The sequence below is a fragment of the Ruegeria sp. HKCCD6428 genome (assembly GCF_013110595.1).
Classification (GTDB): Bacteria; Pseudomonadota; Alphaproteobacteria; order Rhodobacterales; family Rhodobacteraceae; genus Ruegeria.
Genome location: NZ_WVQX01000004.1, coordinates 154,484 through 173,896, shown reverse-complemented (window position 1 = coordinate 173,896; position 19,413 = coordinate 154,484). Strand labels below are relative to the sequence as shown.

The window sequence follows — 19,413 nt, the reverse complement described above, 5'->3', positions numbered from 1 at the left end:
CAGGGGAGGGTCTTGAGATGCCTGTCAAAAACAGACTTGCAGAGATGCATGGCGATATTACCAAGTGGCGCCGCCACCTGCACGCACATCCTGAATTGATGTATGACGTGCACGAAACCGCTGCTTTCGTTGTCGAGCGTCTCAGGGAATTTGGTGTGGATGAGATCACGCCGGGAATTGGCCGGACGGGTGTCGTGGCCGTGATCCGGGGGCGGCAGGATACGACCGGGCGCGTGATCGGGTTGCGTGCTGACATGGACGCATTGCCGATCGAAGAAGCGACGGGGTTGGATTATGCCTCGACCGTATCGGGAAAGATGCACGCCTGCGGGCATGACGGGCATACCTCGATGCTGCTTGGGGCCGCCCAGTACCTGGCTGAAACCCGAAACTTCGATGGCACCGTAGTTCTGATTTTTCAGCCCGCCGAAGAAGGTGGCGCAGGCGGTTTGGCCATGTGTCAGGACGGCCTGATGGATCGCTGGGGCATTGATGAGGTCTATGGCATGCACAATATGCCGGGGTTGCCGGTGGGAGAATTCGCGATCCGACCCGGCGCCTTGCTGGCCTCATCTGATGAATTCGAAATCACGATCACCGGCAAGGGCGGACACGCGGCTGCACCGCATGACGCGGTAGACACCACGCTGGTGGCCTCGCATATCGTCGTGTCGTTGCAGTCCGTCGTGGCGCGCACCGTCGATCCGATCAAACGCGTGGTGCTGACCGTGGGTACGTTTGAAACGGACAGTGTCGCGTCGAACGTGATCGCTCATACCGTCCGCTTGCAGGGGACCGTCCGGACGCTCGACCCCGAATACCGCGCCATTGCGGAAGAACGCGTGCGCAGGATCGCCGAGGATACGGCCTCGGCCTTCGGCGCAAAGGCGGATGTCGTCTGGACACCCGGCTATCCTGTGACTGTGAATTCCGAGGCCGAAACGGCATACGCTGCCGAGGCGGCCGAGGCCGTGGCGGGCAAGGTCAATGACAGCACTGATCCGATCATGCCGTCGGAAGATTTTGCCTACATGCTTGAAGAACGGCCCGGAGCTTACATCTTTATCGGGAACGGGGACACGGCCATGTGCCATCACCCGGAATACAATTTTGACGACAATGCGATTCCCGCCGGTTGCAGTTGGTTTGCCGAGATCGTGGAACGACGATTGCCCGTGGCATAATTGAGGGAGAGTGACATGCCGATCAAAAACCGCCTTGCAGAGATGCACGAAGAGATCACAGGCTGGCGGCGTGACATTCACCAACATCCGGAAATTCTGTACGACACGCACCGCACCAGCGCGCTGGTGGCGGAAAAGCTGAAGGAATTCGGCTGTGATGAGGTCGTTACAGGCATCGGTCGCACCGGCGTGGTCGGGGTCATTCGGGGAAAGAGCGACACGCAGGGTCGGGTGATTGGCCTGCGCGCCGACATGGATGCGCTGCCGATGCAGGAACAGACCGGGCTGGACTATGCCTCGAAGACATCAGGTGCGATGCATGCCTGCGGGCATGACGGGCATACCGCCATGGTTTTGGGGGCGGCAAAGTACCTCTCTGAGACGCGCAATTTCGATGGCACTGCAATCGTGATCTTTCAGCCTGCCGAAGAGGGCGGGAATGGCGCCGAGGCCATGTGCAAGGACGGTCTGATGGACCGGTTCGGCATTCAGGAAGTCTATGCGATGCACAACGTACCGGGCCTGCCAACCGGGCAGTTCGCGATCCGTTCGGGCCCTTTGCTGGCCGCAGCGGACGAATTTGATATCCATCTTGAAGGGCGCGGAGGTCACGCTGCAAAACCCCATGAGACGGTCGATACGACGGTGATGCTGTCGCAAATGATCGTAGCATTGCAGACGATCGTGTCGCGCAATGCCGATCCGATCCTGCAAGCCGTGCTGTCGGTGACGTCTGTCGAGACATCATCGAAAGCGTTCAACGTGATCCCGCAATCGGCGCAGATACGCGGCACGGTCCGGACCCATTCCAACCAGATGCGAGATCTGATCGAACAGCGCCTCAAAGAGGTCGCCGAAGGGATTGCAGCAACATTCGGTGGTTCAGTGAACGTCAATTACTCGCGCGGCGTTCCGGTGACGATCAATGCCGAAACTCAGACGGGATATGCGGCGGAGGCCGCAGTCTCGGTCGGGGGCAGCTGCATCGAGGCGCCGATGGTGATGGGGGGCGAGGATTTCTCGTTCATGCTGGAGGAACGGCCCGGAGCTTTCATCGTTCTGGGCAACGGTGACAGCGCCGGGTTGCACCACCCTGAATACGATTTCAACGACGAGATCATCCCGATTGGATGTTCGTGGTTCGCAGAAATGGTCGAGCGCCGAATGCCGGCGGCTTGAACTGAATTAGGAGAGAATAGACATGCCAGTCAAAAACCGCTTTGCCGAATTGCAGGATGAGATCACCGCCTGGCGACGGGATCTGCACCAAAACCCTGAAATCCTGTTCGAAACGCACCGCACCAGCGCAATGGTGGCCGAGAAGTTGCAGGAGTTTGGTTGCGACGAGGTCGTCACCGGCATCGGGCGTACAGGCGTTGTTGGCGTGATCAAGGGCAATTCGGACCGCAGCGGCAAGGTGATCGGTTTGCGGGCGGATATGGATGCGTTGCCGATCCATGAGGCGACGGGGTTGGACTATGCGTCGAAAACGCCGGGCGCCATGCATGCCTGCGGCCATGATGGCCACACGGCGATGCTGCTTGGTGCGGCGAAGTATCTGTCTGAAACCCGAAATTTCGATGGCACGGTTGTTGTAATCTTCCAGCCTGCCGAAGAGGGCGGCGGTGGTGGTCGCGAAATGTGTGAAGATGGCATGATGGAACGCTGGAATATTCAGGAAGTCTACGGCATGCACAATTGGCCGGGACAACCTGTGGGCAAGTTCGCCATCCGTCCCGGCTCTTTCTTTGCCGCAACCGATCAGTTCGACATCACTTTCGAAGGGCGCGGCGGTCATGCTGCCAAGCCGCATGAAACAGTAGATACCACGGTACTGGCCGCGCAGGCGGTGTTGGCGCTTCAGACGATTTCCTCGCGCAATGCCGACCCTATCGATCAGGTCGTGGTGTCGGTGACGTCGTTCGAGACCTCGTCGAAAGCGTTCAACGTGATCCCGCAGACTGTTCAGATCAAGGGTACCGTGCGCACCATGAGCAAGGATATGCGGGATCTGGCCGAAAAGCGGATCAATGAGATCTGCAATGGTGTGGCGGCAACGTTCGGAGGCACCGCCGATGTGACCTATATCCGCGGGTATCCGGTGATGGTGAACAGTGAAGAGCAGACAGAGTTTGCAGCAGCTGTTGCCCGGTCGGTATCTGGTGATTGTGATGATGCGCCTTTGGTCATGGGCGGCGAGGATTTTGCCTTTATGCTGGAGGAGCGCCCAGGCGCCTATATTCTAGTGGGTAACGGCGATACGGCCATGGTTCACCACCCGGAATACAACTTCAACGATGAGGCGATTCCCGCCGGGTGCAGCTGGTGGGCAGAGATCGTCGAGCAGCGGATGCCGGCGGCCTGATGGGGCGGGTGGGGGCTCTGCCCCCACACCCCGGGATATTTTTGGCCAGATGAAGAAGGATCCCGCCTACTTACGTCAGGTCGAGCGAACGGCACAGCGTTTCCACGACGGAGTCCAGTGCGTTGCTTTGCGTCTTGACGCAGGATTGGGCGGCGCTGCGGGCCCGGGTCAGGGCTTGGTCGTCTGAAAGCCAATGGTCGACCGCCGCAGAGAGATCTGTTTCGGTTCGAACCTCGATGGCGCCACCGGTTTTGATCAACGGCGCGAAAGTTTCAGCAAAATTGAAGTATCCGGGGCCGGTTATCACGGCGGCTCCGGCCTGGGCGGGTTCGAAAGGGTTGTGGCCGCCGATGTTTTTCAGGGAGCCGCCCAGGAACACGATGGGAGACAGAGCGTACCATGTGCCGGTCTCGCCCAATGTATCGGCGACATATACCTGGGTTTCGGTTTTGATCGGGGAACTTTCTGATCGGAACGCGGCGTTGAGATCGGAGGCGTCCAGTAGTTTTGCGATATCGCCGCGGCGCTCTGGGTGGCGGGGGATCAGCAACAGCAGCAGATCGGGCCAGCGTTCCAGAAGTGATTTATGCGCGGCCAGAACGATTTCCTCTTCACCGGCATGGGTTGAACTGGCGATCCACACAGGTCTGCCAGAAATCTGAGAACCGATGTCTTCGAGCGTGCCGTGGTCTATGGGAAGAGGGTCTGACATGGCCTTGAGATTGGTGCCGGGCCGGACGCGACCGGCAGGGGCACCCATGGCTGCCAGGTTGGCTGCGGTTTTGTCGTTTTGCGTCAGGAACAGGTTGAACTTGTTCAAAACGAACCGCGCTGTTCTGGGGCGTTTTTTCCAACCGGCAACGGACTTGTCCGACAGTCGTGCATTCAGAAGAGCCAGCGGAACGCCGTGTCTGGCGCTTTCGACGATCAAACGCGGCCATATCTCACTTTCGACGAAAACTCCGCCCTCTGGTTGCCAATGGTTCAGAAAGCGCCGGACCGGGCCTGCCGTGTCCAGCGGCGGGAATTGATGCCGTGTGCGGGGCGGCAGGCGTTTTTCGATCAGAGCCGCTGAGGTCGGGGTGCCCGAGGTGATCAGAAACTCGGCCTCAGGCAGGCGATCTGCCAGCCGTCTGATCAGGCTGAGAACCGAAAGGCTTTCGCCGACGCTGGCGGCGTGGAACCAGACCAAACGCCCATTCGGTCTGGGCAGGCTGGCATGGCCAAGGCGTTCTTGTTGACGCTTATCAGGTACGTTTGCTGCACGCAGCTTGTTCCGAACGACCCGCCAAATCAGAGGCGCTGCCAGAGATGTGAGGGCGCAGTACACATGGTACAACGCCGTGGGGCGGCCGTCGTGATCCGGCATATCAGCCGCCTGTATGGCTCATGTGACGGCTCATCCGGCCATCGACGGCTTGACGGGAATAGTCGAAGTCATGCCCTTTGGGCTTGAGATTGATCGCAGATCGGATCGCGTCCTCAAGTGGCTGTTCGGTATCAGGATGATCGCGCAGGGCGCCGCGCAGGTCGGCCATGTCTTCCTGACCCAGGCACATGTAGAGTTCGCCCGTGCAGGTCAGGCGGACCCTGTTGCAGCTTTCACAGAAATTGTGCGACAGCGGCGTAATAAAGCCGATTTTCTGGCCGGTTTCCTCGAGGCGCACGTAACGGGCCGGGCCACCGCTGCGTTCGGCCAGATCGGTGACCGAATAGTGGTTTTCGTATTCTTTCCGCACGTCCTTGAGCGACCAGTACTGATCCAGGCGGTCTTCGTTGCCGATATCGCCCATGGGCATGACTTCGATCCAGGTCAGATCCATATCCCGCTGGGCGCACCATTCCGTGATTTTAGGAAGTTCGGGCTCGTTGAACCCTTTCAGGGCAACGGCGTTTATCTTGATCCGCAGGCCAGCTTTTTGCGCGGCGTCGATTCCGTTCAAAACCTGTTTCAGGCGACCCCAGCGCGTCACCTTGGCGAACTTGTCATCATCCAGAGTGTCCAGCGAGACATTCACCCGACGCACACCGGCCGCATACAGGTCTTCGGAAAATCGGTGCAGTTGCGAACCGTTGGTTGTCAGCGTCAACTCCTTCAATGCACCGCTGTCCAGATGACGTGTCATCGAATTGAAGAACGTCATGATGTTGCGACGCACCAAAGGCTCACCACCCGTAATGCGCAGCTTTTCGACCCCCATTCTGACGAAGGTCGAACACATCCGGTCCAGTTCCTCCAATGTCAGCAGGTCTTTCTTGGGCAGAAAGGTCATGTTCTCGGACATGCAATACACGCAGCGGAAATCGCAGCGATCCGTGACGGAGACGCGGAGATACGTGATGGCGCGGGCAAACGGGTCGATTAGCGGAGCTGTCATGCCATATAGGTAAAGCTGGAACATGGCCGCGACAAGGGCGAACTGCGCTTTGCGCTGGAACAGGTGGGCGCAGGGTTGTAGGTTTCTGGCATGAAGAAAATACTTGTTTTGACATGCGTAATGACGGCCGGATGCGACGCCGTGCAGTCAACGACTGATCGAGTGTTCGGCGGCGGCGACGCGCCCGCCCAGACGGTGTCTGACACGGAAACGGGCACCGCAGTTGCCGAAGAGGTGTTGCAACCCGAACCGGTTTCCGCGCGCCCGAACTGGGTTGGCGCGAAAACCACCATCGCCGGGCTTGGGGATCCGACCACTCCGGGGCGCTGGATGCAGACGCCGCTGGTGGACAGCGAAGTTACGGCGCGTGTCGTCGTGCCACGGACCGGGGCGCAGGCCTATATTACGTTGGTCCCGGTTTCCGGTCCGGACAGCAGCGGCAGCCGCTTGTCGCTGGACGCCATGAGGGCCCTGCTGGTGCCCTTCGACGAACTTGTCGAGCTTGAGGTCTATGTGAACTGATTCTTCAGGTATTTGCCTGCTTCGCGGCGGGCAAACGGCTTCATGGCATCACCGTGTTGTTTCAGAAAGGCGATCACGCGTTCCGGGTCATGTTTGGACAGTTCGCGCAGCCACCAGGCGATGGATTTCTGGATGAACCAGTTGCGGTCCGAAACATATCCCGCAGCCCAGCCAAGGATGCGGTCACGGCGGTGCAGATCGTCAGGCTTGGGGTGGTTCTGTTTGGTCCAGGGCAGGGTTGCGACCAAGGCCGCGCGCCGGGTCCACATGTGATCGGACCGGGTCCACAGTTCGACCTCGTCCAACCGTTCGGGATCTGCTGAAAGCCGTTTTTGCATCGCCATGCACGCGTGGTCCGCAACGGCCCAGGCATCGAAATCCGGCAGCCAGCTTTGAAGCAAATTCCAAACCGCCGCATCCGGTCGGATGCGTGCCTGAGTCAAGAGTTTGGATGCGGCAAGTCGCCCCTCGTGGATGTTGCTTTGCCATAGCCCGTCCGCCAATGCGACCCGCGCCGGCACGTCCAGTTCTTTCCGCCACGCCTTGGTCAGGTCGTTGAGAACCGGGTTCGCGACGCCCAGATAGATGCGATCCGCCTTGTGGTAACTGGCCATCTGGGTCGCCCGCTCGGGGTCACCATGCGCTTTGATCTGATCGAGATATCCACTCAGCATCGGGCTCACTTTGGTACGCCGGTTGGCTTTCCATCAATCGTTTGGCTGTTCCTCTCCACCCAATACGAGCGGATGTCCTCGTCTGATTTTCCATCCACCCAATTCTGCATCGTATCGCGGTCGGATTGGAATTCCATGAAAGGCACGGCATAGCCGCAAGAGGTCTGTACCATGTCGATCGACTGGTCATAGATCTGCCGTGCGCTTCGGTGATTTGGGAATAGGCCGGCAAGGTCGTCCCATCCATCATCCCCGACATGCAGGCAACGTGCCGTGCCATAGGTGCGCAGGATCATCGGACGTGTGGTGAAGGAACACCACATCAGCGTCATCCTGTTGATCTGCAAAAGATGCCCCGCCGTTTCATTGCCACTGCCGGTCAGGTTCATCCAGACGATGCGGTTCGGCCCCAATACCCGCAGCGAATCCATTCCCTTGGGGGAAATATTGACCCGACCTTCGGCCCCAGCGGTGCCGACGAAGAACATATGCTGATCTTCGATGAACTTTTGATGCGCTTCCTCAAGCTGCGGGAACTGCTTGGCCATAATTCACTCCACCGTGACCGACTTGGCCAGATTGCGCGGCTGATCCACATCCGTGCCCTTGGCAACCGCCGTGTGATAGGCCAGCAATTGCGCGGGAACCGAATACAGGATCGGTGCAAGGCTGGTGTGAACATGCGGCATGCGGATGGTGCTCCAGACGCCGTCGCCGGCCTCGTCAATGCCGTCATCATCAGAAACCAGGATCACCTTGCCCTTACGCGCCATCACTTCCTGCATATTCGACACGGTCTTGTCGAACACGGTGTCACGGGGTGCCATGACAACCACGGGCATATGCTTGTCGATCAGGGCGATGGGGCCGTGTTTCAACTCTCCTGACGCATAACCTTCGGCGTGGATATAGCTGATTTCCTTCAGCTTCAGCGCGCCTTCCATTGCCAGCGGATACATCAGGCCACGGCCCAGAAACAGGACGTCGCGTGCCTCGGACAGGCGTTGGGCGGCTTTGCGGATTGCCCGGTTCTGATCGAGTGCGGCGTTCAATACGGTCGGCAACCCGCGCAGCGCGGCGGCATGATCGGCGATGTCCTCATCCGTCATCGTGCCCCGGTCTGCTGCGGCCTTGAGCGCCAGCATCAGCAGCACGCTCAACTGGCAGGTGAAGGCTTTTGTCGACGCCACTCCGATTTCGACACCGGCATGGATCGGCAAGGCGATATCGCTTTCGCGTGCAATCGAGCTTTCGGGCACGTTGACGACCGAAACGATCTTGTCTGCCTTGCCCTCACAATACCGCAACGCGGCCAGCGTGTCGGCGGTTTCGCCCGACTGGCTGACGAAAAGCGCCAGTGTTCGATCCGTGATCGGAGGTTCGCGATAGCGGAACTCGCTGGCGATATCGACCTCGACCGGCATCTTGGCCAGTTGCTCGAACCAGTATTTCGCGGTCAGGCAGGCGTAAAACGCGGTGCCGCAGGCCACCATGGTCAGACGGTCTAGCTTGCTAAAATCCAGATCGGCATCGGGCAGTGCCACGCGGTCACCACCCGTGGGCAGGTAGGACCGGATCGCCTCTGCTACAACGATGGGCTGTTCAGCGATTTCCTTGGCCATGAAATGCTTGTGCTCGCCCTTGTCCGCACGCGTATGATCCAGCTTGATCTTGCGCTTTTCCCGGTTGGCCAGCTCACCGGCTTCGTTGCGGATTTCAAGCGACGTTCGCGTCAGAACCGCGCGGTCGCCTTCTTCCAGATATGTGATCTGGTTGGTCAGAGGCGCCAGGGCGATGGCGTCAGAGCCCACATACATCTCGCCATCCCCATGGCCGATGGCCAGTGGTGATCCCTTGCGGGCCGCCACGATAAGGTCGTCCTCTCCGTCGAACAGAAAGGCCAGCGCAAAGGCGCCTTCCAACTGGTCGATCGTCTTGAACGCGGCCTCAACCGGGGACAGGCCCGAGTTCAGGTGGTGTTCCGTCATGAGGGCAACCGTTTCCGTGTCGGTTTCGGTTTGGAAATCAACGCCATGTTCGGCCAGTTCGGCCCTCAGGTCGCGATAGTTTTCGACGATGCCGTTGTGAACGACGGCCACAGGGCCCGCCTTGTGCGGATGTGCATTGTTGACCGACGGGGCGCCATGCGTGGCCCAGCGGGTATGGCCTATGCCGGATTTTCCGGGAAGAGGATCATGCACCAGAAGGTCGCTGAGGTTGACCAGCTTGCCAACCGCGCGCCGCCGGCCCAATGCGCCGTCGTTGACGGTTGCAATCCCGGCGCTGTCATAGCCGCGATATTCCAGCCGTTTCAGGGCTTCTACCAGAATAGGGGCGGCCTCGTGCTGCCCCAAAACACCTACTATTCCACACATATCTCAGGCCTTTTTATCGCGGCGAGCCTTTTTCGCCTTCAACATATCAAACAATTTGCGCGCATATCCGGGCTTGTTTTCCTGCTTGGCCCGCGCAACAGCCAGCGCATCAGGGTCCACATCCCTGGTCACGACAGTGCCCGTCGCGGTCATCGCGCCGTCGCCCACTGTGACCGGCGCTACCAGCATGGTGTTCGAGCCGACAAAGACATTCTCACCAATCGTGGTCTTGTGCTTCATCACGCCATCGTAGTTGCAGGTGATCGTGCCTGCGCCGATGTTGGTCGCAGCGCCAACCGAAGCGTCCCCGATATAGCTGAGGTGATTGACCTTCGCGCCTTCGGCGATTTCGGCATTCTTGATCTCGACAAAATTGCCGACCCGCGTGTTTTCGGCCAGTTCGGCACCGGGGCGCAGGCGAGCGTAGGGGCCGACGACAGCGCCCCGGCTGACATGGCAGCCCTCAAGATGAGAAAAGGCGCGGATCGTTGCGCCGCTTTCGACCGTGACGCCCGGGCCGAACACCACATTCGGTTCGATCACCGTATCGCGCCCGACCACCGTATCTGCGGCCAGATACACCGTGTCAGGCGCCATCAAGGTGACGCCCAGGTCAAGCAGCTCGGCACGGGCGCGCGCCTGAAATACGGCATCGGCGGCCGCCAGATCAGCGCGAGAGTTCACGCCCAGCGTCTGCGCCTCGTCGCACGCGACTGCGGTCACGTTAAGCCCCCGACGGCGCGCAATTTCAACCACGTCGGTCAGATAGTATTCGCCCGAAGCGTTGTCGTTTCCGACCTCATCGATCAGCGAAAACAGCAGCTGCGCATTGCAGGCCAAAAGCCCTGAATTGCAGAATGTTATGGATCGTTCTTCATCCGACGCATCCTTGAATTCGACAATGCGTTCCAGCACGTCGCCATTCATAACCAGCCGGCCATAACGGGCGGGATCGGCTGCTTCAAAGCCAAGAATAACAAGGTCATTCCCTGACCGTGCCTCGATCATCCTTTCCAGCGTGTCGGGCTGCAAGAACGGGGTGTCGCCGTAAAGAACGACCACATCACCTTCGAACCCGCTCAATGCGCTTCGGGCCTGGGCGACCGCATGGGCCGTACCCAACTGGTCTTCCTGCACGGTGATCTGCGCCCCTTCATCCTCGGCCCGTGCAACCTTTGCCACAGCTTCGGACCCGTGGCCGGTGACGATCACGGTATGTTCGGGCGACAGGACAGATCCGGCGCGCATCGCATGGATCAGCATCGGAACCTGAGCGATGGGATGCAGAACTTTGGGAAGGTCCGAATTCATCCTGGTGCCTTTTCCGGCGGCAAGGATGACGAGGGCAGTGGTCATGAATTCGTTTTCTCTTTGTGTTTTGTTGCCTTCCGTTTTATCCGCTGAGGTCAAAGGCGCAAGCCGTTCGGCCATCAAACAAGATTGCCGATTGAAACAGGATACGGCGAAAACCTGCCGAGCAAGGGGGCGAAATGCGCACCGTCATCTTCGATCTGGACGGCACTTTGGCGGACACATCCGGCGATTTGCTGGCGGCCGCGAACCATTGTTTCCGCAAGATGGGGCACGGGGATGTACTGGTCCACGGGCCGGATTCCGGTGTGGCCCTGCGAGGTGGACGCATGATGCTGACTCACGGGCTGAAACGAGTCGGGGTCTATGACGAGGATACGGTGCAGGCCTATTACCCGGTTCTTCTTGAGGCCTACGCGCAGGACATCGACACCCACACCAGTTTCTACCCGGGTGCCCTACAGGCGGTCGAGATGCTGAGTGACGCGGGTTACGGTGTGGGCATTTGCACGAACAAACCGGAACATCTGGCCGAATTGTTGCTGACGCGCATGGGGGTACGGGACCGTTTTGCATCTTTGGTCGGGGCCGATACGCTGCCGGTCCGCAAACCGGACCCGGCGCCTTTGCGTGAAGCCGCGCGCCGTGCCGGGGGCGATCCGGACTTGTGCGTGCTGGTCGGTGACTCGGATACCGACCGCAACACCGCCAGAGCGGCGGGCGTTCCTTCGGTGCTGGTTACCTTCGGGCCATCGGGGGATGACATGGCGGCGCTGGAACCCGAAGCCCTTCTGCATCATTTTGACGACTTGCCCGGCCTCGTGCCTGATCTGATCGGTGCGGCAGCCTGAAACCTTGACCGGACCCTTTCGGAGCCTCAGAACAAGACCATGACCGACGTATTCTCTGGCAGCTTTACGCAGCAAGAACCCCTTCCGGAAGATGCAATCGAGGCGGCACTGGCCGTTCTGCGCCATGGGCGTCTGCATCGATACAATGTCGTCCCCGGAGAGTTGGGGGAAACGGCCCTGCTGGAGCAGGAATTTGCGGCGCAGATGGGGGCCAAATACTGTCTTGCGGTTTCGTCTGGCGGTTACGCTCTGGCCACGGCCCTGCGCGCGGTCGGCGTGCAGTCGGGCGATCCGGTTTTAACCAATGCGTTTACGCTGGCCCCGGTCCCGGGGTCGATTGCCTCGGTCGGAGGACGGGCAGTTTTTGTCGGAGTGACGGAAGACCTGACCATCGATCTGGATGATCTTGAGGGCAAGCTGGATCAAGCCCGTGTTCTGATGCTCAGCCATATGCGCGGGCATCTGTGCGATATGGACCGGCTGATGCGGATGTGTGATGCGGCCGGGGTGATCGTAATCGAGGATTGCGCACACACGATGGGTGCAGCCTGGCGCGGTCAGTTGTCTGGACGGCAGGGCGCGATCGGGTGTTATTCCTGTCAGACCTACAAGCATGTCAATTCGGGCGAAGGGGGCTTGCTGGTCACCGATGACGAGGAACTGGCCGCCAAGGCCACCATGTTGTCGGGGTCCTACATGTTGTACGAACGCCACTTGGCCGCCCCGGGGCCGGACGTGTTCGAGCGGATCAAATACACCACGCCCAACGTCTCGGGCCGGATGGACAATTTGCGCGCGGCGATCCTGCGCCCGCAATTGCGGGATCTGGACCGGCAGGTGGCCCGGTGGAACGAACGTTATCACGAGATCGAAACCGGGTTGCGGGGTACGCCGGGCCTGACGATCGTCGAACGGCCCGAAGAGGAAACCTATGTCGGGTCTTCGATTCAGTTCCTGCTGCTGGATTGGGCGCCTGAACGGATAGCCGAAGTGATCAGCCGTTGCGGGGCGCGTGGGGTTGAGCTGAAGTGGTTCGGCGGTGCCGAACCGACAGGATTCACGTCGCGCTATGACAGTTGGCGATATTTCGATAGCGAGCGGATGCCGGAAAGCGACCGCGTTCTGGCCGGCGTTATGGATATGCGCGTGCCTTTGACGTTTTCCCTGGAGGATTGTCGATTGATCGCCCGGATCATCCGGGCCGAAGTGAGCGCGGTTTATCAGTCTTGACCAATCGGAGTGCGCCTGCGGCGCACGCTCGATCTTTAGAAACGCCGCCCTTTTCGGGGCGGCGTTTTCCGTTTCGGACGCGCTGTCACAAAGATTGACCGGCAGAAGATTCGCTGCTAGAGATTTATTGAACACTTGTTCATTAAAGCGGAGGGAAGACGCAGATGTTCATGGCCACGATGAAGTTCGATCTGGGTGAGGATGTGAATGCCCTGCGCGAGATGGTGCATCGCTGGGCGCAGGAGCGTGTCAAGCCGATGGCGGCCGAGATCGACGCCACCAATGCCTTTCCGAACGAGCTGTGGAAAGAGATGGGAGAGCTTGGTCTGCTGGGTGTTACAGTGCCGGAAGAGTACGGCGGTGCAGGCATGTCTTATCTGGCGCATACGATCGCCGTCGAAGAGGTCGCGCGCGCTTCAGCTTCGGTTTCTTTGTCATACGGGGCGCATTCGAACCTGTGCGTGAACCAGATCAAGCTGAACGGCAATGAAGAACAGAAGCAGAAATACCTGCCGCGGCTGATCTCGGGCGAGCATGTGGGGGCGCTGGCCATGTCGGAACCTTCGGCCGGGTCGGATGTGGTGTCGATGAAGCTGCGCGCGGAAAAGCGGAACGACCATTACCGTCTGAACGGTAACAAATACTGGATCACCAACGGGCCGGATGCGGATACTCTGGTGGTTTATGCCAAGACGGACCCCGATGCTGGATCGAAGGGTATAACCGCATTTCTGATCGAAAAAGAGATGAAGGGTTTTTCAACCTCGCCCCATTTCGACAAGCTGGGTATGCGCGGGTCGAACACGGCTGAGCTGATCTTTGAAGACGTCGAGGTGCCGTTCGAGAACGTGTTGGGCGAAGAGGGCAAGGGTGTTGCCGTGCTCATGTCGGGGCTGGATTATGAACGGGTCGTGCTGGCAGGCATCGGGACCGGCATCATGGCCGCCTGTCTGGACGAAGTGATGCCTTATCTGGCGGAACGCAAGCAGTTCGGCAAACCTATCGGCAGCTTTCAGTTGATGCAGGGCAAGATTGCCGACATGTACACCGCGATGAACTCGGCGCGGGCCTATGTCTATGAAGTCGCCAAGGCGTGTGACCGCGGTGACGTGACCCGACAGGATGCGGCAGCGTGCTGCCTTTACGCGTCGGAACAGGCGATGGTTCAGGCCCATCAGGCGGTTCAGGCGCTGGGCGGGGCGGGCTTCCTGTCGGATGCGCCAGTCAGCCGGATTTTCCGGGATGCCAAGCTGATGGAAATCGGCGCAGGCACCAGCGAGATTCGTCGGATGCTGATCGGCCGCGAAATGATGAATGAAATGCTCTGAAAGAAAGAACGCCCTGCGGACGAGGTAACCGCAGGGCGCTTTGGAAACGGGATCAGAACCGATGGACGTAGGAAACACCGACCAGCCAGGGATCGATTTCCGCGGTGCCGATGGGCGCGCCGTTGAGCGAGACGTCCGAGTCAATATCGAACCAGCGCACGTTCAGGCGGATCGCCCCGTTGTCGGTGACCATGTAATCCAGACCGGCCTGCAACGAGACGCCGAAGGAGTCATCGACCTTGATGTTACCCAGGGGCGATTGCTCGTCGAAGAAGATCGTATAGTTGAGACCGGCGCCGACATAGGGTTTCCAGGCGCTGTTGGTCGGGAAGTGATAGTTCAGCGACAAGGTGGGCGGCAGGTGCTTGACCGTGGCCGCGTCCGTACCGCCAAGGGCCACGGTGTGTTTGAACGGGGTCGCAGCCAGAAGCTCAATGCCCAGGTTGTCGCGAATAAAGTACTCGGCGGTGAAAATCGGGCGGGTGTCCGCGTCGATCGTCGCTGCCGCACCGGCCAGCGTGCCGTTGTCGGATTTCGGGTCCAGATAGCCAACACCGATACCCAGCGTCCAGTCCCCTTGCGACTGGGCCAAAGCCGGAGCCGCCAGGGCGGCCAACGCGGTAGACAGTGTCAAAGCGGCGAGTTTCTTTGTCATATTCTTGCCTTTGGTTATGTTGATGCTCTTGGTTTCGCAAAGGCGGTGTCCGGCCACTCTGATCTGCATCAAGTTTGCGTGATGTGTCCGCCCAAGGTCAGGTCGCGAAGCATCAGGAAAACAAGGGGAATTCGCGTTGTTGCACGCTGAGCGCATACCGGGTTTGCGCTCAGGAGGAGGCTGGGACATACCGGACCGGCTGAACATGGCGCAGCAATGTCTGAACCATCCGGCTGATCAGGTGGCGCTTATCGATCTGACCGGATCAGGGCGGCGGCTGATAACCTATGGGCAGCTGTCGCAAATGGCTGATGGGATCGCCCGCGCCCTGCTGGCCCGCGTCTGGCCCGGTGATCGGGTCGGAGTGCTGCTGAGCCAGTCACCCTGGTGTGCGGCAGCTCATTTGGCGATCTGGAAGATCGGCGCGATTTCGGTGCCCTTGTTCAAGTTGTTCAAGCAGGATGCGCTGCGGTCGCGAGCGCGCGATGCAGGCGTTCAGATCGTGCTGACCGATGCTGAAGGAGCGGATCTGCTGGGCGATCTGGCTGAACCTCTTATCGCATCCGAAATTGGCGTGACCGGTCCTGCGCTGCCCTATGCCGCGACCGGGCCCGAGGATCCTGCCGTATTGATCTACACCTCTGGTACAACCGGCAGCCCGAAAGGCGCACTGCACGGGCATCGGGTTCTGACCGGGCATGTGCCGGGTGTCTCGATCAGCCACAATCACCTGCGCGAAGGAGACTGCCTGTGGACCCCGGCGGATTGGGCGTGGATCGGCGGGTTGTTCGATGTGCTGATGCCGGGCCTTGCGCTGGGCATTCCGGTTGTCGCGGCACGGCTTGAGAAGTTCACCCCGGAAGCCTGCGCCGAGATCATTGCGCGGGGCGGGGTGCGGAATGTGTTCTTTCCGCCGACCGCGCTGCGGATGCTCAAGGCGGCGGATCAGGCGATCCCCGGTTTGCGCTCGGTCGCGTCCGGGGGTGAGCCGCTGGGGGCCGAGATGCTGGCCTGGGGCCAAGGTGCGTTTGGTCTGACGATCAACGAATTCTACGGCCAGACCGAGTGCAACATGGTCGTATCCTCCTGCGCCGAGGATTTCCCCGTTCAACCCGGCTGTATCGGCAAGCCGGTGCCCGGGCATGAAGTCGCGGTGATCGACGATGACGGCATCCCGACCAGCGAGGAAGGCGATGTCGCCATCCGGCGGGGTTCGGCCTCGATGCTGCTGGAATACTGGAACAATCCGCAAGCGACGGCCGAGAAATTCCGGGGTGATTGGCTGATCACCGGAGACCGCGGCGTGTGGGAAGGCGACTATCTGCGCTTTGTGGGCCGCGATGATGATGTGATTACATCCGCCGGTTACCGCATTGGCCCGGCCGAGATCGAGGATTGCCTGCTGACCCATCCGGCGGTGGCCACCTTGGGCGTGGTCGGCAAGCCCGACCCGCTGCGGACCGAGATCGTGAAGGCCTATGTGGTGTTGAAACCGGGGGCCGAGGCTTCGGAACAAGAGTTGCAGGATTGGGTCAAGGACCGTCTGGCGCATTATTCGTACCCGCGTGAGGTGACGTTTCTGGAGGAACTGCCGATGACCGTGACGGGGAAGGTGATCCGCAAGGAGTTGAAGGCCCGTGCGGCGGGGGAAACTCGCATGTTTGGTGGCAAATGATGAATGACAACGGTACAAAAGACTCTGGATACTTATTGGGTTTGGATACAGCGGAGAAAAATATACAAAACCAAATAAAGAGTATTCGTGGCCTACTTCCGCATTCCGGTGAAATCGGATCAGAAGTTGAGCGGGTCTTTCATGCGGCACTTGCTGACGCACTTCCAGATAGAGTTGGAGTTTGCTCAGGTTTCGTTCAAGATTCCAAAGGATCGATATCTAAGCAACTTGATATTATTCTATACGACAAATTCGCGACGTTGCCGATATTCTCAAAAGGAATCTCTGTTTTGCCATCGGAATGCGTTTATGCGGCTGGCGAGATAAAAACGAAATTGAACAAAACGGAGGTTCTTGACGCGTTCGTTAAATGTGCGTCCTTTAAGAACTTAGATAGATCAGCACAACTGCACCCGAATTACTTTGCTCAACCTGTTAGATTTAAAGGGGTCGAAATAAGTTCTCTTTGGCACCCTTTCTTTTTTGTTCTGGCTGTAGAAACAGGCACCAAAGAAAATTTCTATAATGCGACCCGAGATGCACTTGAGGCGCAGCCAGCGACTGGAGCGCTGATCGAAGCCATTTTTTCATTGGATGGAAACACGCGAGTTGCGGCAAAGACAGTCGACCACCCGGACAAGTCAGTTAATGACAAGTTGCCCGAGGAAGTAAGTATAATTCCTCGTCTGGGATACAACTGGTGTTCTTACTTCTCGCAGCGCCCATGGGCCATGTTCGTGGCAATGAGCAATGCACATTTGGCGTATGCTCCGTCAACACGAGTCAACATGTTAGAATATTTGGGGAATGCGAGGTTTTAAGAACGAAAATGAAACTCACAACCAAAGCCATGCCCACATCCGAGGGCTTCAAAGCAAACCGTACTGCTCATCTCGAAGCGTTGGCGCAGATCTCTGAGGCCGCCGAGGCCGCGCGCATGGGCGGGGGTGAGAAATCGCGCGACCGCCATGTGTCGCGGGGCAAGATGTTGCCGCGCCGGCGGGTGGCGAACCTGCTGGACCCAGGGTCTCCGTTCCTCGAAATCGGCGCGACGGCGGCTCATGGGATGTATGGCGGTGCCGCGCCCTGTGCCGGGGTGATTGCGGGCATCGGCCTTGTGCAGGGGCAGCAGGTTATGGTCGTCTGCAACGACGCCACCGTGAAGGGCGGCACCTATTACCCGATGACGGTCAAAAAACACCTGCGGGCGCAGGAGATTGCCGAGGAAAACCATCTGCCCTGCATCTATCTGGTCGACAGCGGTGGCGCGAACCTGCCCAATCAGGATGAGGTCTTTCCCGACCGCGATCACTTTGGCCGCATCTTCTACAACCAGGCGCGGATGAGCGCGAAGGGGATCGCTCAGATCGCTGTGGTGATGGGGTCATGCACGGCCGGTGGCGCCTATGTGCCGGCCATGTCGGATGTGACGATTATCGTCAAAGAACAAGGCACGATCTTTCTGGCCGGTCCGCCGCTGGTCAAGGCAGCAACGGGCGAGGTCGTCAGCGCCGAAGATCTGGGCGGCGGCGATGTACACACGCGCCTGTCCGGCGTGGCCGATTATCTGGCCGAGGATGATGCCCACGCACTGGCTTTGGCCCGCCGGGCGGTTGGGTCGCTGAACCGCCACAAGCCGCAGACGGTGGACTGGGCCAGCCCCGAAGATCCGGCCTATGACCCCGAGGAAATCCTGGGCGTTGTCCCTGCTGATCTGCGCACGCCCTATGACATCCGTGAAGTGATTGCGCGTCTGGTCGATGGGTCTCGGTTCGACGAATTCAAACCGCGCTTCGGCGAAACGCTGGTCACGGGGTTTGCCCATGTCAAAGGCTGCCCGGTGGGGATCATCGCCAACAACGGCGTGCTGTTTTCCGAGGCCGCGCAAAAGGGCGCCCATTTCGTCGAACTGTGTTCACAACGCAAAATCCCGCTTGTGTTCCTGCAAAACATCACCGGTTTCATGGTCGGTCGCAAATACGAAAACGAAGGCATCGCGCGGCATGGGGCCAAGATGGTGACGGCGGTGGCCACGACGTCGGTGCCCAAGATCACCATGCTGGTCGGCGGCTCGTTCGGGGCCGGGAACTATGGCATGGCCGGTCGTGCCTATCAGCCCCGGTTCCTGTGGACCTGGCCGAATTCGCGCATTTCGGTGATGGGCGGCGAGCAGGCCGCTGGCGTTCTGGCCACCGTCAAACGCGACGGGATAGTACGGCAGGGTGGCACGTGGTCCGCCGAAGAAGAGGCCGAGTTCAAACGCCCAACGCTGGATATGTTCGAGGAACAGTCGCATCCGCTCTATGCCTCGGCCCGTCTGTGGGATGACGGCATCATCAACCCGCGCAAAAGCCGCGATGTGCTGGCCCTGTCGCTCAGCGCCGCTTTGAATGCCCCGATCGAGGAGACACGTTTCGGCGTGTTCAGGATGTGAGATGAGCGAGAGTTTGAAAGACATAATAGCCCGCTATCCGGGTGCACAAACCTTCAAATTCGGCGACAACCCCGTGCTGAGTTCAGAGCTTCTGGCCTTGGTCCGTTCTGGCCGTAAAACAGCGACCTGCGACGCGCTCAGAAACTATCCTGATGACAGCCTTGAGATGCCCAAGTCCGGTCGCCGCGATATTGCGCTGAACTGGGATGACACTCCGGCGTTGGTCATTGAAACCGTTGATGTTTCGATCCAGCGTTACTGCGATGTGACCGAGGAATTCGCCTTGGCGGAAGGTGAAAATGAAACGCTTGAAGGATGGCGGGAAGATCATCGTCGATATTTCCAGCGAAACGGCGGCTTTGATCCTGAGATGAAACTCGTGTGCGAACGGTTCCGTCTTGTCGAAGATCTGGCATTGGAAGGGTGAAGGC

Annotated in this window: 18 protein-coding genes; 11 read left to right on the top strand and 7 right to left on the bottom strand. The window is 59.4% G+C overall.

Annotated elements, in window-relative coordinates:
* Positions 1 to 17: 17 nt before the first annotated feature.
* From GS620_RS11460 to GS620_RS11450, 3 genes are read left to right on the top strand one after another with little or no spacing between them, the layout of a single operon-like run.
* A complete protein-coding gene (locus tag GS620_RS11460; RefSeq protein WP_152458612.1) occupies positions 18 to 1,184 on the top strand; it encodes a M20 aminoacylase family protein in 1,167 nt (388 codons plus the stop codon).
* 15 nt (positions 1,185 to 1,199) lie between these two features.
* Positions 1,200 to 2,363: a M20 aminoacylase family protein gene (locus tag GS620_RS11455; RefSeq protein WP_171231288.1), complete on the top strand. Its 1,164-nt coding sequence runs from the start codon at positions 1,200 to 1,202 to the stop codon at positions 2,361 to 2,363.
* Positions 2,364 to 2,385: 22 nt separating this feature from the next.
* Complete coding sequence (locus tag GS620_RS11450; protein WP_171114998.1) at positions 2,386 to 3,549, top strand: M20 aminoacylase family protein; 1,164 nt, start codon at positions 2,386 to 2,388, stop codon at positions 3,547 to 3,549.
* Positions 3,550 to 3,619: 70 nt separating this feature from the next.
* Here GS620_RS11450 and GS620_RS11445 read toward each other — a convergent pair whose 3' ends face one another.
* On the bottom strand, positions 3,620 to 4,918 hold the full coding sequence (locus GS620_RS11445) for a 3-deoxy-D-manno-octulosonic acid transferase (RefSeq protein WP_171615932.1): 1,299 nt from the start codon (positions 4,916 to 4,918) through the stop codon (positions 3,620 to 3,622).
* Position 4,919: 1 nt separating this feature from the next.
* Positions 4,920 to 5,927 carry a GTP 3',8-cyclase MoaA gene (gene moaA, locus GS620_RS11440; protein ID WP_171231291.1) on the bottom strand — a complete coding sequence of 336 codons (1,008 nt, stop codon included), beginning with the start codon at positions 5,925 to 5,927 and terminating at the stop codon, positions 4,920 to 4,922.
* A gap of 90 nt (positions 5,928 to 6,017) precedes the next feature.
* Between moaA and GS620_RS11435 the strand changes: the two genes are divergently transcribed.
* Complete coding sequence (locus tag GS620_RS11435; RefSeq protein ID WP_152458607.1) at positions 6,018 to 6,449, top strand: hypothetical protein; 432 nt, start codon at positions 6,018 to 6,020, stop codon at positions 6,447 to 6,449.
* Here GS620_RS11435 and GS620_RS11430 read toward each other — a convergent pair.
* From GS620_RS11430 to glmU, 4 genes are read right to left on the bottom strand one after another with little or no spacing between them, the layout of a single operon-like run.
* Positions 6,437 to 7,123: a DNA alkylation repair protein gene (locus GS620_RS11430; RefSeq protein WP_152458606.1), complete on the bottom strand. Its 687-nt coding sequence runs from the start codon at positions 7,121 to 7,123 to the stop codon at positions 6,437 to 6,439. The two genes, GS620_RS11435 and GS620_RS11430, sit on opposite strands and share 13 nt — an antisense overlap.
* A gap of 5 nt (positions 7,124 to 7,128) precedes the next feature.
* Positions 7,129 to 7,671, bottom strand: coding sequence for a pyridoxamine 5'-phosphate oxidase family protein (locus GS620_RS11425; protein WP_152458605.1), 543 nt, complete (start codon positions 7,669 to 7,671; stop codon positions 7,129 to 7,131).
* A gap of 3 nt (positions 7,672 to 7,674) precedes the next feature.
* On the bottom strand, positions 7,675 to 9,498 hold the full coding sequence (gene glmS / locus GS620_RS11420) for a glutamine--fructose-6-phosphate transaminase (isomerizing) (RefSeq protein ID WP_171167300.1): 1,824 nt from the start codon (positions 9,496 to 9,498) through the stop codon (positions 7,675 to 7,677).
* Positions 9,499 to 9,501: 3 nt separating this feature from the next.
* Positions 9,502 to 10,854, bottom strand: coding sequence for a bifunctional UDP-N-acetylglucosamine diphosphorylase/glucosamine-1-phosphate N-acetyltransferase GlmU (gene glmU, locus GS620_RS11415; protein ID WP_171615930.1), 1,353 nt, complete (start codon positions 10,852 to 10,854; stop codon positions 9,502 to 9,504).
* A gap of 134 nt (positions 10,855 to 10,988) precedes the next feature.
* Here glmU and GS620_RS11410 point away from each other — a divergent pair, with 134 nt between their 5' ends.
* The 3 genes from GS620_RS11410 to GS620_RS11400 all read left to right on the top strand — a co-directional run bounded on the left by GS620_RS11410 (position 10,989) and on the right by GS620_RS11400 (position 14,218).
* Positions 10,989 to 11,660 (top strand): HAD-IA family hydrolase, encoded by a 672-nt coding sequence (locus tag GS620_RS11410; RefSeq protein ID WP_171115009.1) that lies wholly within the window; start codon positions 10,989 to 10,991, stop codon positions 11,658 to 11,660.
* A gap of 39 nt (positions 11,661 to 11,699) precedes the next feature.
* On the top strand, positions 11,700 to 12,890 hold the full coding sequence (locus GS620_RS11405; RefSeq protein WP_171115011.1) for a DegT/DnrJ/EryC1/StrS aminotransferase family protein: 1,191 nt from the start codon (positions 11,700 to 11,702) through the stop codon (positions 12,888 to 12,890).
* A gap of 164 nt (positions 12,891 to 13,054) precedes the next feature.
* Positions 13,055 to 14,218 carry an isovaleryl-CoA dehydrogenase gene (locus tag GS620_RS11400; protein ID WP_171115013.1) on the top strand — a complete coding sequence of 388 codons (1,164 nt, stop codon included), beginning with the start codon at positions 13,055 to 13,057 and terminating at the stop codon, positions 14,216 to 14,218.
* 52 nt (positions 14,219 to 14,270) lie between these two features.
* Here GS620_RS11400 and GS620_RS11395 read toward each other — a convergent pair whose 3' ends face one another.
* The gene (locus GS620_RS11395; RefSeq protein ID WP_171205456.1) at positions 14,271 to 14,873 is read right to left on the bottom strand and encodes an OmpW family protein; all 603 of its coding nucleotides are present in this window, start codon (positions 14,871 to 14,873) and stop codon (positions 14,271 to 14,273) included.
* Positions 14,874 to 15,009: 136 nt separating this feature from the next.
* On the opposite strand from GS620_RS11395, the gene GS620_RS11390 reads away from it, so the two are divergent.
* The 4 genes from GS620_RS11390 to GS620_RS11375 are packed head-to-tail and all read left to right on the top strand — an operon-like array spanning position 15,010 to position 19,409.
* Complete coding sequence (locus GS620_RS11390; RefSeq protein ID WP_171615928.1) at positions 15,010 to 16,548, top strand: AMP-binding protein; 1,539 nt, start codon at positions 15,010 to 15,012, stop codon at positions 16,546 to 16,548.
* Positions 16,545 to 17,369: a DUF6602 domain-containing protein gene (locus tag GS620_RS11385; RefSeq protein ID WP_171615926.1), complete on the top strand. Its 825-nt coding sequence runs from the start codon at positions 16,545 to 16,547 to the stop codon at positions 17,367 to 17,369. Before GS620_RS11390 ends, GS620_RS11385 begins: the two co-directional genes overlap by 4 nt.
* Before the next feature lie 8 nt (positions 17,370 to 17,377).
* Positions 17,378 to 18,982, top strand: coding sequence for a carboxyl transferase domain-containing protein (locus tag GS620_RS11380; protein WP_171615924.1), 1,605 nt, complete (start codon positions 17,378 to 17,380; stop codon positions 18,980 to 18,982).
* A gap of 1 nt (position 18,983) precedes the next feature.
* Positions 18,984 to 19,409 (top strand): ASCH domain-containing protein, encoded by a 426-nt coding sequence (locus GS620_RS11375; protein ID WP_171615922.1) that lies wholly within the window; start codon positions 18,984 to 18,986, stop codon positions 19,407 to 19,409.
* Positions 19,410 to 19,413 lie beyond the last annotated feature (4 nt).

Coding starts and splice junctions, on each gene's coding strand:
- GS620_RS11460 (WP_152458612.1), top strand. CDS start 18: ATGCCTGTCAAAAACAGACTTGCAGAGATGCATGGCGATATTACCAAG.
- GS620_RS11455 (WP_171231288.1), top strand. CDS start 1,200: ATGCCGATCAAAAACCGCCTTGCAGAGATGCACGAAGAGATCACAGGC.
- GS620_RS11450 (WP_171114998.1), top strand. CDS start 2,386: ATGCCAGTCAAAAACCGCTTTGCCGAATTGCAGGATGAGATCACCGCC.
- GS620_RS11445 (WP_171615932.1), bottom strand. CDS start 4,918: ATGCCGGATCACGACGGCCGCCCCACGGCGTTGTACCATGTGTACTGC.
- moaA (WP_171231291.1), bottom strand. CDS start 5,927: ATGACAGCTCCGCTAATCGACCCGTTTGCCCGCGCCATCACGTATCTC.
- GS620_RS11435 (WP_152458607.1), top strand. CDS start 6,018: ATGAAGAAAATACTTGTTTTGACATGCGTAATGACGGCCGGATGCGAC.
- GS620_RS11430 (WP_152458606.1), bottom strand. CDS start 7,123: ATGCTGAGTGGATATCTCGATCAGATCAAAGCGCATGGTGACCCCGAG.
- GS620_RS11425 (WP_152458605.1), bottom strand. CDS start 7,671: ATGGCCAAGCAGTTCCCGCAGCTTGAGGAAGCGCATCAAAAGTTCATC.
- glmS (WP_171167300.1), bottom strand. CDS start 9,498: ATGTGTGGAATAGTAGGTGTTTTGGGGCAGCACGAGGCCGCCCCTATT.
- glmU (WP_171615930.1), bottom strand. CDS start 10,854: ATGACCACTGCCCTCGTCATCCTTGCCGCCGGAAAAGGCACCAGGATG.
- GS620_RS11410 (WP_171115009.1), top strand. CDS start 10,989: ATGCGCACCGTCATCTTCGATCTGGACGGCACTTTGGCGGACACATCC.
- GS620_RS11405 (WP_171115011.1), top strand. CDS start 11,700: ATGACCGACGTATTCTCTGGCAGCTTTACGCAGCAAGAACCCCTTCCG.
- GS620_RS11400 (WP_171115013.1), top strand. CDS start 13,055: ATGTTCATGGCCACGATGAAGTTCGATCTGGGTGAGGATGTGAATGCC.
- GS620_RS11395 (WP_171205456.1), bottom strand. CDS start 14,873: ATGACAAAGAAACTCGCCGCTTTGACACTGTCTACCGCGTTGGCCGCC.
- GS620_RS11385 (WP_171615926.1), top strand. CDS start 16,545: ATGATGAATGACAACGGTACAAAAGACTCTGGATACTTATTGGGTTTG.
- GS620_RS11380 (WP_171615924.1), top strand. CDS start 17,378: ATGAAACTCACAACCAAAGCCATGCCCACATCCGAGGGCTTCAAAGCA.
- GS620_RS11375 (WP_171615922.1), top strand. CDS start 18,984: ATGAGCGAGAGTTTGAAAGACATAATAGCCCGCTATCCGGGTGCACAA.